The organism is Verrucosispora sp. NA02020, from assembly GCF_013364215.1.
Classification (GTDB): domain Bacteria; phylum Actinomycetota; class Actinomycetes; order Mycobacteriales; family Micromonosporaceae; genus Micromonospora.
Map to the genome: position 1 here is coordinate 366,107 of NZ_CP054923.1, position 13,142 is coordinate 379,248.

The 13,142-nt window shown below is 72.5% G+C and carries 12 protein-coding genes and 3 tRNA genes; 5 read left to right on the forward strand and 10 right to left on the reverse strand.

Going from position 1 to position 13,142, the window contains the following annotated elements:
* Positions 1 to 40: 40 nt before the first annotated feature.
* Positions 41 to 1,378 (reverse strand): ABC transporter substrate-binding protein, encoded by a 1,338-nt coding sequence (locus HUT12_RS01695; RefSeq protein ID WP_131051427.1) that lies wholly within the window; start codon positions 1,376 to 1,378, stop codon positions 41 to 43.
* Between the two features lie 154 nt (positions 1,379 to 1,532).
* On the opposite strand from HUT12_RS01695, the gene HUT12_RS01700 reads away from it, so the two are divergent.
* Entirely contained in the window at positions 1,533 to 1,922 is a 390-nt protein-coding gene (locus tag HUT12_RS01700) for a hypothetical protein (protein ID WP_131051428.1), read from the forward strand.
* A 50-nt stretch (positions 1,923 to 1,972) separates the two neighbouring features.
* On the opposite strand, the gene HUT12_RS01705 is transcribed toward HUT12_RS01700, so the two are convergent.
* On the reverse strand, positions 1,973 to 2,485 hold the full coding sequence (locus HUT12_RS01705; RefSeq protein ID WP_131051429.1) for an SRPBCC family protein: 513 nt from the start codon (positions 2,483 to 2,485) through the stop codon (positions 1,973 to 1,975).
* Between the two features lie 185 nt (positions 2,486 to 2,670).
* On the opposite strand from HUT12_RS01705, the gene HUT12_RS01710 reads away from it, so the two are divergent.
* Complete coding sequence (locus HUT12_RS01710) at positions 2,671 to 3,585, forward strand: hypothetical protein (RefSeq protein WP_176092267.1); 915 nt, start codon at positions 2,671 to 2,673, stop codon at positions 3,583 to 3,585.
* A 78-nt stretch (positions 3,586 to 3,663) separates the two neighbouring features.
* Here HUT12_RS01710 and HUT12_RS01715 read toward each other — a convergent pair.
* The 8 genes from HUT12_RS01715 to HUT12_RS01750 form a co-directional block, all read right to left on the reverse strand.
* Positions 3,664 to 3,737: transfer RNA gene (locus tag HUT12_RS01715), tRNA-Phe, on the reverse strand.
* Between the two features lie 102 nt (positions 3,738 to 3,839).
* Positions 3,840 to 3,913 (reverse strand) — tRNA-Asp (locus HUT12_RS01720).
* A gap of 33 nt (positions 3,914 to 3,946) precedes the next feature.
* Positions 3,947 to 4,019, reverse strand: a tRNA-Glu gene (locus tag HUT12_RS01725).
* 153 nt (positions 4,020 to 4,172) lie between these two features.
* Entirely contained in the window at positions 4,173 to 4,955 is a 783-nt protein-coding gene (locus HUT12_RS01730; RefSeq protein ID WP_131051431.1) for a polysaccharide deacetylase family protein, read from the reverse strand.
* Between the two features lie 155 nt (positions 4,956 to 5,110).
* Positions 5,111 to 6,046 (reverse strand): MerR family transcriptional regulator, encoded by a 936-nt coding sequence (locus HUT12_RS01735; protein ID WP_131051432.1) that lies wholly within the window; start codon positions 6,044 to 6,046, stop codon positions 5,111 to 5,113.
* The gene (idi, locus tag HUT12_RS01740) at positions 6,036 to 6,614 is read right to left on the reverse strand and encodes an isopentenyl-diphosphate Delta-isomerase (RefSeq protein ID WP_131051433.1); all 579 of its coding nucleotides are present in this window, start codon (positions 6,612 to 6,614) and stop codon (positions 6,036 to 6,038) included. The genes HUT12_RS01735 and idi overlap by 11 nt, the downstream gene beginning before the upstream one ends.
* A gap of 16 nt (positions 6,615 to 6,630) precedes the next feature.
* Entirely contained in the window at positions 6,631 to 8,112 is a 1,482-nt protein-coding gene (crtI, locus tag HUT12_RS01745) for a phytoene desaturase family protein (protein ID WP_176092268.1), read from the reverse strand.
* 14 nt (positions 8,113 to 8,126) lie between these two features.
* Positions 8,127 to 9,281, reverse strand: coding sequence for a polyprenyl synthetase family protein (locus tag HUT12_RS01750; protein ID WP_131051435.1), 1,155 nt, complete (start codon positions 9,279 to 9,281; stop codon positions 8,127 to 8,129).
* A gap of 65 nt (positions 9,282 to 9,346) precedes the next feature.
* Here HUT12_RS01750 and HUT12_RS01755 point away from each other — a divergent pair, with 65 nt between their 5' ends.
* From HUT12_RS01755 to HUT12_RS01765, 3 genes are read left to right on the forward strand one after another with little or no spacing between them, the layout of a single operon-like run.
* Entirely contained in the window at positions 9,347 to 10,258 is a 912-nt protein-coding gene (locus tag HUT12_RS01755) for a phytoene/squalene synthase family protein (protein WP_131051436.1), read from the forward strand.
* Positions 10,255 to 11,577: a deoxyribodipyrimidine photo-lyase gene (locus tag HUT12_RS01760; RefSeq protein WP_176092269.1), complete on the forward strand. Its 1,323-nt coding sequence runs from the start codon at positions 10,255 to 10,257 to the stop codon at positions 11,575 to 11,577. Before HUT12_RS01755 ends, HUT12_RS01760 begins: the two co-directional genes overlap by 4 nt.
* 54 nt (positions 11,578 to 11,631) lie before the next feature.
* Positions 11,632 to 13,110, forward strand: a complete 1,479-nt coding sequence (locus HUT12_RS01765; protein ID WP_131051438.1) for an NAD(P)/FAD-dependent oxidoreductase — start codon at positions 11,632 to 11,634, stop codon at positions 13,108 to 13,110.
* Positions 13,111 to 13,142: the final 32 nt, after the last annotated feature.

Here is a 13,142-nt window from a genome sequence, read left to right on the forward strand (position 1 = left end):
GCACCGGAACCCTCCGGTGCGGCCGTCGCTGTCGGATCGGTCAGCGGCCCAGCGCGGCCAGCGGCACGTCGGCGTCCGCCAGCGCCCGGATCACCGCGGCCGACTCGCTGAAGCCGATGAGAAGTACGGCGTCGGCACCGAAATCCTTGATCTGCTTGGCACCGTCACTGAAGTTGATCGGTGCGGCGTCGGCACCCTCGCCCGGCTCGTAGCCGAGCAGCGTCACCTTGTCGCCGCCGAACCCGGCCCGCTCCAGTTCGGCCCGGACGGCCTCTTGGAGGCCCTCGCCGTAGGCGTCCTTACGGGCCACGATGGCGATCTTCTGCGGCCCGTCGCGGAGGATCACGTCGGCCAACGCCCGACCCTGGAGGCTGTCCGGCGGCGCGGTACGGAAGTAGAGGCCCTTGTCCTCCGCGTCGGTCAGCGACGCGGCGGTGTTCGACGGGGAGAAGAGGATGCGGCCGGCCGCCACCACGTCCGGCAGGACGGCGGCTGAGATACCGGAGGCGCCGGCCCCGATGATCACGTGCACCCCGGCACCGACGTGGCTGGCGACCGTCCGCTTGGCGACCGTCGGGTCCGTGCCGTCGTCGCCGTCGATCCAGACCACGTCCTCGTCGAGCACACCGCCGGCCGCGTTGATCTCCTTGATCGCCAGGCCCACACCGGCTGCGATCGGCGGGTACGCCAGGGCCAGGTCGCCGGTCTTGGGCAGCAGACCGCCGAGGACGAGCGGCGCGCCGCTGGGCTGCTGGCTGCCACGCGGCGGCGCCTTCGTGCTCGCCGCCGACTCGTCCCCGGCGCCGACGAACTCCGTCTTGGCGTCGTTGAGCTGCTGGTTGTCGAAGTGCAGGGTGGCGTAACTGGCGGTGGCGGGCTCACCGGCGTCGGTGAACCCGGCGCGGGTGATCGACACGCTGCGGTACTCGATGTCGTCGCCGTCGCGGGCCAGCCGCAGGCACTGGGCGGGGGTCTCGCAGCGGGTGCCCTCGTTGGTGACGCCGACGATCTGCCGGGCGATGGCCGCCGGGTTGGTGCTGCCGGCGAGTTCCGTCGCGAGCGCGCTGATCACCACCGCGTCGTACGCCTCGGCGGCGTAGAGGAAGTCGTTCAGCCCCGGGTCCATGGACCGGAGCCGGTTCTTGAAGTCCTCCGGCAGCGGAGTCAGGGGAGTGGTGCCCTTCATGCCGTCGACGAGGTTGGCGCGATCCTGCAACTCTTCCGGGTACGAGTTGAGCATGTTGCCGTCCGTACCGTAGAGGCGCACCTGGTCGGCGCCCGCCTCCTCGGTCTGGTCGTTCCCGCATGCGCTGGTGGCGAGCAGGAGGGTGGCGCAGGTGGCCATGATGGCCGCCCGCAAGCCGCGTGACATGTGCATCGTCGTCCTTCCTACGGCGAAGGTCCGCTGCGCAGACTAACGTGCCGTGACGCACGGCGGGACCGTGGAGGCGTGTCTATCCGCAGGTCGCCCTCCCTAATTACGGAGAGTTACCATCGGTGGTCGCTTGACCGGGCCCCCTACCGTGCGGTGGGTGACCGACTCGCCACAGCAGACGTACGACGACGCCTCCGCCATCCTCAGTTCGGCGCTCGACGGCGACTCCGACGGTGTGGTCGGGACATTCGACGCGGTGGTGGACCGGGCCGGCCTCGTCGGGGCGTACGACGTGGCGTGGTGCCTGGCCGCGACGATGGTCGGTGATCCGGTGCCGCCCGGCGCCTGCGCGCTCGACTTCCCCGAAATCGACCAGGCCGAGTACGACGCCCGCTGGGTGGCCCGTTTCGTCAGCGCGTACGCCAACTCGGACCTGGACACCGCCCGTGCCCTGTTCGGTGCGGCGGTCGCCGACGGGCTGCTGCCGGAGTGCCTGCTGACCCTCGCCGGTTCGACGGTGGCCACCCTGCGGCACCGGTCCGCCTGAGCCGCAGCGCCCGGCGGCACCGGTCCGCCTGAGCGACAACGGCAGCCCGTTCAGGTGCCGGACTGGACCACCGTGGTGGCGTACCGGGACAGCAGCTCGTGCCAGCCGGCGGTCAGCGCCTGCCGGTAGCCCTCCGCGGCCTGGCCGTGCCGGTCGAAGTGCCGGTGCGCGACCTCGACCAGGGTGCCGGAGCCTTCCGGCGTGAACAGCACCTCGACCTCGCTGGCCTGCGCCGGATCGGGCACCGGGGCGCGGTCCGCCCCGATCTGCCAGGTGAACACCAGCCGCCGGGGCGGATCCCAGGTCAGCACCCGGCCCCAGTCGCTGCGGAAGCCGTAGGGGCCGATCTCATAGAGCATGCCGCCGGCCTGCAGCTCCATGCCAAGCTCGGCCAGGGCCTCCGGGCCGGACCAGGTGTACTCCATCACCCACCAGTCGGCGAGCCTGCTGGTGAACACCGCGTAGGCCTGCTCGGGGGCGGCCGGGACGACCAGGGCGCTGTGGATCGTGAACCGCTCGTGATCCTGTCGGATGTCGATCGGATCAGTAATCCCCTGTCCCATAGGCCCGGACCATACCGGCTCATGCCCGCGTGCGCAGCTTCCCGCAAGGCCGAGACCTGCCGGAAGATCCGCTTACGGGTCGATTCCGGTCCGCCACGGACATCGGCGGATGGCGGCCTCCGGAGCGGGTATCCGCGGCGCGATGCCGCCGGGGTGGTCCAGGGCGGTGGGGCGGAGCGGAGAGCATGGGCGAACAGCCGCAGGCGTCGGTACCCGGGTCCGGACAACCGCACGAGCCGCGCCTCGGGACGGGGCACCGGGACCGTCCCGGCGCAGGCGGCGGCGAGCCGGCACGGGTGGAGCCGGACGTCCTGTTGGACGTGCCGAGGGTGTCGGTCGACTCGCTCCGGCTCTCCGTCGACGGATTGGAAGCCGACCTCTCCCTGCGGGCCCGGGTGGCCGGTCTGCTGGAGGTCGACGCCGGTGCCCGCATCCGCCTGGAGGGTGTGGACCTGGACGTCACCGGGGTGCAGGCCCAGGCTCTGCTCAAGGTACGCCTGGAGAAGCTGGTCACGATCCTCGACCGCGCGCTCACCACGATCGACCACCACCCCCAGGTGATCGACGCGTCCCGCCGGTCGAGAGATGCGAGGGACGAGCACCCCGGCCCCCCGCCGACCAGACCCACTGACAGTTCGCTGGGCGGGTACGCCACGGACCGTACGGGTGGATCACCGGCCGGTCGGGGTGCGGGGCGCGAGGGCCAGGCCGTCGGTCGGACCGCCGACGGGGTCGGTGAGGTGCCGGAACCCGGGATCGGACCACCGGGCGGAGCCACCGACGACCTCGGACAACAGGTGGGGGCGATCGGGGCGGTGGCCGGCAGGGCACGTGGCGACGCCGGTGCCGGCCCGGACCGGACGAGGCCACGCGACATCCAGCGGGACGGGCAGCGGGAAAGGTCGCAGGACGGGCCGCGTCACACCCCGCCGGGCGGGGCCGGGACGGAGCCGGGAGCGGGCACCACCGAGTCGAACGGACCCGAGCCGTCGGCGGCCCGGCAGTTGGCCGAGCAGACCGGGGAGAGCATCCTGCAGGCGGGGCGCAGCGTGTGGGACGCCATCCAGAGCGGATTGGCACAACGTCGCCAGGACGGCTGAGCGGCGTTACCGGGGAAAGCAAAACACCGACCGGCGTTTCCGCTGGTCGGCGTTGCTGTAGCCCGGCGAAAGGCTATGTGGCCAGGGGCGGGGTCGAACCGCCGACCTTCCGATTTTCAGTCGGACGCTCGTACCAACTGAGCTACCTGGCCGTGGTGCTCGGCTCATGCTACCCGTCCCACCGGGTCCCCGTCGGGAGGGTCACATGCCCCGATACGCAGAACGCCGCGCGAGGTGCGCGGCGTCAGCGCTTGCGGTCCTGACGGGACTTGAACCCGCGACCTCCGCCTTGACAGGGCGGCGAGCACTCCAACTGCTCCACAGGACCTAGCTGGTGTTGCATTCGACCGAAGTCGAACCGTGCCCCCAACGGGATTCGAACCCGTGCTACCGCCTTGAAAGGGCGGCGTCCTGGGCCGCTAGACGATGAGGGCGGCCCCGCTATCATTGCACATTCGCAACGTGAGCGGACTTGCTCCCATCCGGCCCCGCCGGAGGCTTGGAAAGCATACGTGATGTCTCACCGGTCGGCCAAACCGGTGTGGCTACCGCCGCAACGTCTCGTAAAAGTGCAGCTCAGAACGGGTCTATCCGAGCTTGGTGATGCCGAGGTCGCGCTTCAGGGCGGCGATCACCCTGGTGCAGGCGGCGAGCGTGGCGGCCCGATTGCCGCCTCCGTCGTGCAGCAGCACCACCGCGCCGGGCTTGGCGCTGCGCTTCACCCGCTTCTCGATCGTGGCGGCGGTCGGCTTGGCCCAGTCCTGCGGGTCCACCGTCCAGTGCAGCGACCGCATGTCCAGCTTCTTGGCGACCCGCACCACCTCGGCGGTCCACCGGCCGCCGGGCTGGCGGTAGAACGGGATCTCCGCGTCGGGCACCGCCCGCCGGATCTCCTTGTTCGTCCGGACCAGGTCGGCGCGGATCTCGGCGACCGGCCGCCGGGCGAGGTCGAGGTCGTGGTTCCAGCTGTGGTTGCAGAGCTGGTGCCCCTCCCGGACGATCCGCCGGAGCAGGTCGGGATGCTTGCGGACCTGGGCGCCGACCACACAGAAGGTGGCGGTGACGCCCGCCTTCTTCAGGCGGTCGAGCACCTTGGGCGTCCAGGTCGGATCGGGTCCGTCGTCGAAGGTGAGAGCCACCCCCTCGGCCCCGGTGGTGCGGACCAGCCCGGCCGGCAGCTTGGCCGGCAGGGCCCGCAGTGGGGGCTTGGGCGGGGCCAGCGTCGGTGACGGCGAGGGCTCCGGGGGCAGGGCGGCCGACGGAGGAGGGCTGGACGGGGTGGTCGCCTGGGGCGACTCGCCGCCACCGCCGCAGCCGGTCACCAGGAGGACCAGGCTCGTGACACACGCGAGCAGGACACGGGTACGCATCGTTCGCTCCCGAGAGGGGTTCGGGTTCGACGGACTGCCCGACGCTAGTTCACCCGATTTGAGTAGACAAACGCCGGGTCAGGACGCCACCGCTTTCCGTGCCGACCTAATGCCGTGAACCCCTATGGAAGCCTGCAAAGGCCCCGAAATTTCTCTCAGGATGCGGCCGAACGGTCGAGCGAGTCGCGTACGGCGACGATGAGCGAGACCGCTTCGGTCAGGTCGATCGGCCGGACCACCCCGGCCGGCAGACTCTCGGCCCGCCACCCCGGTCCCGCCGCGAGGACCAGCAGCGGTCGACGCGGAACGGTCAGCAAGGCGCTGAGCTGGGTGGCATCGGCCGTGGCCCGGGTGTGCGACCAGACCACCACGGCGGCCGGTCCGGTCCGGTCGATCGCGTCCAGCAGCGCCCTCACCGGGACCCGGGCGCCGAGCATCCGGTGCGCGACACCGGCCTCGGCCAGCGCGGCGGCCAGCGCCTCCAGGGGCAGGCTGTGCTGCTCCTCGTCGGCGCAGGACAGCAGGATGCGCGGCGGCCCGAGGACGGGACGGGTGGCCGCCGCCAAGGCGAACGCCGCCGAGACACAGCGCGACAGCAGATGCTCCACCTCGATCAACACGTCTGTCGCGGCGTGCCGTTGCCCGATGCCGGCGAGCACCGGGCGCAGCAGCCTGTCCCAGGTGCCGATCACACCCTCGGTGGCCAGGCTGCGTGAGATCGCCTCGTTGATCGCGACCGCGTCCAGCCGCATCGCGGCACGCGCCAGGCCGCGCGCTGCCGGACCGGCGCGGCCCACCGGAATGGTGTTGCCTCCGCCGTCCCGCGCGGTCCTCGACCGGGCGACACCACCCGCCGCCGTGGCGGGAGCCTGCCGGGCCCATCGCGCCGCCTCCGCCGGACTGAGCCCCTCGCCGGTGAGCCGTCGCATGACCTCCAGCCGGGCGAGGTCGGCCGTCGTGTAGCGGCGGTGGTGTCCGGGTACGTGCTCGCTGGGCCCGAGGCCGTAGCGCTGGTGCCAGGTGCGCAGCGTGGTCACCGCGACGCCGAGTCGTCGGGCGACCGCCCCCGCGCTCAGTGCCTCATCGGCCACCCGGCCGCTCCGGCCCGTCGCCGGCCGGGGCCGAGGGGTGGAGCAGACGGTCCACCACGCCGACCAGCCACGGCGCGTACGCGTCGGGGTCACGGTCGAGCTCGGCGGCCAGTGCCGCAGGGTCGACCCAGCGCAGCTCGGCGACCTCCGCAGGCTCGGGACTCAGTGGTGTGTCCGGCGAGAACTCGCCACGCAGGACGTGGTCGTACTCGACTTCGACCCGACCCGTGGACGGGTCCTCGGCGCGGTACACGTGCACGCCGACCTCGGTCAGCACCACCGGGCCGACGCCGAGTTCCTCGTGTAGCCGGCGGTTGGCGGACTCGGCCACGTCCTCACCGGGCTGCGGGTGACCACAGCACGTGTTGGCCCAGCGCAGCGGGAACCGTGTCTTCGCCGCAGCCCGACGCTGGAGGAGGATCCGGCCGTCCGGCGAGACGAGCAGCACGGAGAAGGCACGGTGCAGTTGACCGGGGGTCTGGTGGGCGGCGGACACGGTGGCCGACCCGATCCGCCGGCCCGAATCGTCGACCAGCTCGACCAGGTGGGCTTCCCGCGACAGTGACATCAGAGCCATCCTTCGTTCAGCGGCCACGGCCGGTGATGCGACCGGCGGCCAGCTTGCCCGAGATGAGCACCATGGGAACCCCGACGCCGGGCTGCGTGCCCGAGCCGACGAACACCACGTTGGACAGCGACGGGTGCAGGTTCGACGGGCGGAACGGACCGGTCTGGAACAGGGTGTGCGCGGCGGCGAACGGCGTGCCGGCGGCCATGCCCTGCTCCGCCCACTCGGCCGGGGTGACCGCCCGGAGCACCTCGATGCCGTCGCCGAAGCCGACGTAGCCGCGTTCCTCAAGGGTGGCGACGAGCTGGTCGGAGTAGCGGGCGGTGAGGTCGCCGCGCCACTCGAAGGGTGCCCGCTCCAGGTTCGGCACCGGGGCGAGCACGTAGTAGGTGTGCCGTCCGGCAGGCGCGACCGCCGGGTCCGTCCGGCTCGGGTTGGTGACCAGCAGGGACGGGTCGCTCATCAGCTCACCGCGTCGGATGACCTCGTCGAACGTGCCCTTCCAGGAGCGCCCGAAGTGGATGTTGTGGTGCGCGATGCGCCGGTAGCCCTGGGTCGAGCCGACGTGCAGCACGACGCAGGACGGCGAGTAGGTCAGGCGGCGTTGCCGGGTCGCCGGCAGCAGGTCGCGGTAGGCCACCGGCAGGTCGGGGTTGAGGACCACCACGTCGGCGGGGACGAACTCGCCGTCGGCGGTCAGCACGCCGGTGGCCCGGCCGTGGGCGGTCTCCACCCGGGTCACCGTGGTGCCGTACCGGATCTTGACGCCGTGCTTCTCGGCGGCGCCGGCCAGCCCGCGCGAAACCGCGTGGATGCCGCCGCGCGGGAAGAAGACCCCGGCGACCGAGTCGAGGTACGCGATGACCGCGTAGATGGCCAGCGCGTCGTGCGGGGCGAGGCCGGCGTACATCGCCTGGAAGGAGAAGATGCGCCGGGTACGCGGGTCGCGGAAGAACTGGTCGATCTTGGTCTGGAGCCGCCGGAAGGCGCCGGTGGCGACCAGCTTGAGCAGGTTGGCGGTGAGCAGGTCGGTGGGGGCGTCGAGGTTGCGCTCGATGAAGTCGGCCCGCTCCAACCGCCACAGGTTCCGTGCGAAGTCGACGAACCGCAGGTAGCCGTCGGCCTCGCGGGGCCCGCAGACCCGGGAGATCTCCGCCGCCATCCGGGCGGTGTCGGTCAGCACGTCGAGCGTGGAGCCGTCCGGGTAGTAGGCGCGGTACGCCGGGTCGAGCGGCATCAGGTCGACCCAGTCGGACAGCTCCTCGCCCACCGCGCCGAGCGCCTCGGCGATCAGGTCGGGCATGGTGAGCACGGTGGGGCCGGTGTCGAACTCGTAGCCGTCCACGCTGAGCCGTCCGGCCCGTCCACCCGGCACCGGCTCACGTTCCAGCAGGGTCACCTGCCGCCCGCTGCCCGCCAGGTGCAGTGCGCAGGCCAGGCCGCCGAGGCCCGCTCCGACGACCACGACCTGATCCGTACGCCCGTCCACGGTTCGCACCGAGAACCTCCCCATCATGCTCTCCGGTGGGTGGCCACAGTCGCGAGACCGGCCAACGCCACCCGTGCCGTCTCGTCCACGGCGACGGTGTCGAGCGCCGCCAGGGCCTGGTCGACCCGCTCGTCGATCATCCGCTCGATCCGGTCCACCGCGCCGGTGTCCACCACCACCTCAGCCAGCCGGGCGACCTGGGGGGTGCTGACCGGGTCGCCGGTGCCGTCCAGTTCCCGCAGCTGCGTCGGAGTGGCCATCTCCCGCGCCAGCACGAGCAGCGCGGTCGGCTTGCCGGTGCGCAGGTCGTCGCCGGCCGGCTTGCCGGTGGTGGCCGGGTCGCCGTAGACGCCGAGCAGGTCGTCGCGGAGCTGGAACGCCTCGCCGACGCAGAGGCCGTAGGCGGTGTACGCCGCGGTCAGGCGGCCGTCGCCGGTCACGCCGGCCAGGCTGGCGCCGAAGAGCAGCGGACGCTGGACCGTGTAGCTGGCGGTCTTGTAGCGGGCCACCCGCAGGGCCCGGTCGACCGACCAGCTCGCCGGGTCGGCCTCGCCGAGGATGTCGAGGTACTGCCCGGCGACCGTCTCCACCCGCATCCGGTCGTACCCGCGGCGGACCGCGAGCAGCCGGTCCGGGGGCAGGACGGTGCGCGAGAGCAACTGGTCGGCCCAGACCATGCAGAGGTCGCCGATCAGCACCGCGACGGCCTCCCCGAAGCGGCCGGAGTCGCCGTTGCGGCCGGCGGCGGCGTGCTGGGCGGCGACCGCCATGTGTGCGGTGGGTCGGCCGCGACGGGTGGCGGACGCGTCCATCACGTCGTCGTGCACCAGCGCGAAGGTGTGCAGCAGTTCCAGGGTGGCCAGTGCGGGCAGCACCGGGGCCAGCGGTTCGTCGCCGCCCACCGCGCCGCGCCATCCCCAGTAGGCGAACGTCGGTCGGACCCGCTTGCCGCCGACGAGGACGTAGTCACGTGCCGTTGCGGCGAAACCACCCATCGCCGCGTCGATTTCGGCAAGCGCGTCGACCTCGGCGTTCAGGAAGTCGGTGAGGGTCTCATCGACGGCGGCGACGAGATCCCGGGTGTAAGCGGCCAGAACGGCCCGGATCGGATCGTCGTTCCCGACCGGCTGCTCAGGCCCCACGCGAAGCAGGTTACCGGTAAGTCGGTCGCTGGCCATGCGGCTGAGCGTACCCTAAGGTTTCAAGTTGCGTCGATTGGTGCGTCGATTTTCGAGGAGGGCTCGTGGAGACGGATCTCAGTGCCGCCTACGAGAGGTGCCGTGAGCTGCACAAACGCCACGGGCGTACCTACTATCTCGCCACCCGGCTACTACCCGCATGGAAACGGCGTCATGTGCACGCCTTATATGGATTCACTCGGTACGCGGACGAGATCGTCGACCAGACAGAGGAGCTGCCACCGCCGGCGCGTGCCGCCCGGCTGGACGACTGGGGCGGCCGGTTCATCGCCGGACTGCACGGCGAGCAGGTCGACGACCCGCTGCTCCCGGCGGTGCTGCACACCATCGCCGTGTTCGACCTGGACCGGGAGGACTTCGCCGCGTTCCTCAAGAGCATGGCGATGGACCTGACCGTGACCTCCTACCGCACCTACGCCCACCTGCTGGACTACATGGAGGGCTCGGCGGCGGTCATCGGCACCATGATGCTGCCCATCCTGGGCAGTTCCGCCCCGGCGGCGGCCCGGGAGCCGGCCCGTCAACTGGGCTTCGCGTTCCAGCTCACCAACTTCGTCCGGGACGTCGCCGAGGACCTGGACCGGGGGCGGACGTACCTGCCGGAGGAGGACCTGGCGGCCTTCGGCCTGACCCACGAGGACCTGCTGGCCTGCCGTGCGGCGGGACGGGCCACCGAACCGGTCCGCGAGTTGATCCGGCACGAGGTGGATCGCGCCCAGACCCACTACGCCGCCGCGGCACCCGGAGTGCTCCTGCTCGACCCCGCCTCGCAGGCGTGCATCCGCACCGCGTACGCGCTGTACGGCGGGATCCTCGACGAGGTCGCCGCCCAGGACTACGACGTGTTCGTCCGGCGGGCCACCGTGCCCCGGCGACGCCGGATGGCGGTCGCCTCGCGTGCCCTGCTCACCCCGGCCGGCACGCCGGTCGAGCTGCCCGGGCCTCGGCTGCGGTGAGCGTGCGTACCGCCGTCGTGCTGTTCACCCGCGACCTGCGGGTGCACGACCACCCTGCGCTGGCGACGACCTGTGCCGCCTTCGACCGGGTGGTGCCGTTGTACGTCCTGGACCCGGCGTTGGCCGGACTGTCGCCCAACCGCACCCGCTTCCTGCACCAGAGTCTCGCCGACCTGCGCGACGCGCTGCGGCGGCTCGGCGGCGACCTGGTGCTGCGGCACGGCGACCCGGTGGCCGAGACGGTCCGGCTGGCCGGGGAGGTGGGCGCCGAGGCGGTGGCGCTCTCGGCCGACGTCTCCCGGTACGCCACCCGGCGGGCCGACCGGCTGCGCGCCGAGTGCGACCGGCACCGGTTGCACCTGCGCTTCTTCCCGGGTCTGACGGTGGTGGAGCCGGGGGCCACGACGCCGAGCAGCGGCGACCACTACCGGGTGTTCAGCCCGTACCACCGGGCCTGGAGCGGGCAGCGGTGGCGCGACGAACTGGCCGCGCCGTCCCGGGTGTCGCTGCCGGGCGGGGTTTCGGTGGGCCGCCTGCCGGCGCTGCCCGACGGCGAGTCACCGGACGCGGCGGTGGGTGGCGAGACGGAGGCGCGGAGTCGCCTCGACCGGTGGATGCCGCACCTGGCCGAGTACGGCGACCGGCACGACGACATGGCCGGTGACGCGACCTCCCGGATCAGCCCCTACCTGCGGTTCGGCTGCGTGTCGCCGCTGACCGTGGCGAACCGGGCCGGCGACCCCGCGTCGCCCTTCGTCCGCCAGGTCTGTTGGCGGGACTTCTACTACCAGGTCACCGCCGCCTTTCCGGACATCTCCCGGAAGGTCTACCGGCGTGGCGCCACCGAGCAGTGGCGGTACGACGACGGCGCGGTCGCGGACTGGACGGTGGGCCGCACCGGCGTACCGATCGTGGACGCCGGGATGCGGCAGTTGCGGGCGGAGGGCTGGCTGCACAACCGGGCCCGCCTGATCACCGCCGGCTACCTGACCAAGTCGCTCGGCCTGGACTGGCGCGCCGGACTGGCGTTCTACTTCCGGTGGCTGCTCGACGGGGACGTGGCCAACAACTCGGGCAACTGGCAGTGGGTGGCCGGCACCGGCAACGACACCAGGCCGTACCGGGGGTTCAACCCGATCCGGCAGGCCGAACGGTACGACCCGGAGGGCGCGTACGTGCGGCGCTGGGTGCCGGAACTGGCGGCGGTGTCCGGCAAGGCGGTGCACCAGCCGTGGCGGCTGCCCGAGGCGCTCCGCCGGAGCCTGGACTACCCGCCGCCCACGGCGGCGCGCGGGGTCGATCCGGTCTGGCTGCGCTGAGACGGTCCGCGTGGCCGGGTGGTCGGCGGGCGGACGGTGCGCGATGCTGACGGCATGGCGGAGCCGGAAGTGGTGGACGTGGTCGTGCTCGGGCTCGGTGTCGGCGGCGAGGAGGTGGCCGGGCGACTCGCCGAGGCCGGTCTCACCGTGGTCGGCATCGATCGGAACCTGGTGGGTGGGGAGTGCCCGTACTGGGGCTGCATCCCGAGCAAGATGATGATCCGGGCGGCGAACGCGCTGGCCGAGGCGCGGCGGGTCGACGGGCTGGCCGGCACCGCCGAGGTCCGGCCGGACTGGGCGCCGGTGGCGCAACGGATCCGCCAGGAGGCCACCGACGACTGGGACGACCGGGCCGCCGTGGAGCGGTTCACCGGCAAGGGCGGACGCTTCGTCCGGGGCAGTGGCCGCCTCGACGGACCGGGGCGGGTGCGCGTCGGCGACCAGGTCTTCCAGGCCCGGCACGGGATCGTGCTGGGCACCGGCACCGCGCCGTCGGTGCCGCCGATCGACGGGTTGGCCGGTACGCCGTACTGGACGAACCGGGAGGCCGTCGAGGTCGAGGAGCTGCCCGAGTCGGTGCTGGTGCTGGGCGGCGGGGCGATCGGCCTGGAGTTGTCCCAGGTGTTCGCCCGCTTCGGCGTACGCGTCACCGTGGTCGAGGCGTTCGACCGGGTGCTCGCGGTGGAGGAGCCGGAGGCGTCCGAGGTGGCCGCCGCCGCGCTGCGCGCCGACGGGGTCGAGATCCACACCGGGGTACGCGCGACCCGGGTCACGCACGGCCCGGACGGGTTCACCCTGCACGGCGCGGACGGCGCGGAGTTCACCGCCGAACGGCTGCTGGTGGTGACCGGCCGCCGCGCCCACCTCGACGAGTTGGGGCTGGACACGGTGGGTGTCGACGCGAGCCGGCGGTACCTGGCCGTGGACGACCGGCTGCACGTGACCGACGGGATCTGGGCGGTCGGCGACGTGACCGGCGAGGGCGCCTTCACCCACATCGCCATGTACCAGGCGTCCATCGTGGTCGCCGACCTGCTCGACCACGTGCGGCGGACGGACGGCGGCGCGGATCCGAGTGGCACCTCCAGTGTGGTCGGTGGCGCGGTCGGCGTGGCCGGCTCGTTGGCGGCCACCGGGTCGAGCGGCGGGGCCGGGTCGGTGCCCCGCGCCGACTACCGGGCCCTGCCCCGGGTGACCTTCACCGACCCGGAGATCGGCGCGGTCGGCCTCACCGAGCAGCAGGCCCGGGAACGCGGCGTCAACGTGCAGGTCGGTTTCACCCCACTCGCCTCGTCCACCCGGGGCTGGATCCACCGCACCGAGGGGGCCGGGTTCATCAAGGTGGTCGCCGACGCCGACCAGGGGGTGCTGGTCGGCGCCACCTCGGCCGGTCCGGCCGGCGGCGAGGTCCTCTCCGGTCTGGCGGTGGCGGTGCACGCGGCGGTGCCGGTGGCGCAGCTCCGGCACATGATCTACGCGTACCCGACCTTCCACCGTGCGGTGTCCGAGGCGTTGCGTGATCTGAGTTCGTGATCTGACGTCACCCGTCAGTCCGCGACAAGTGG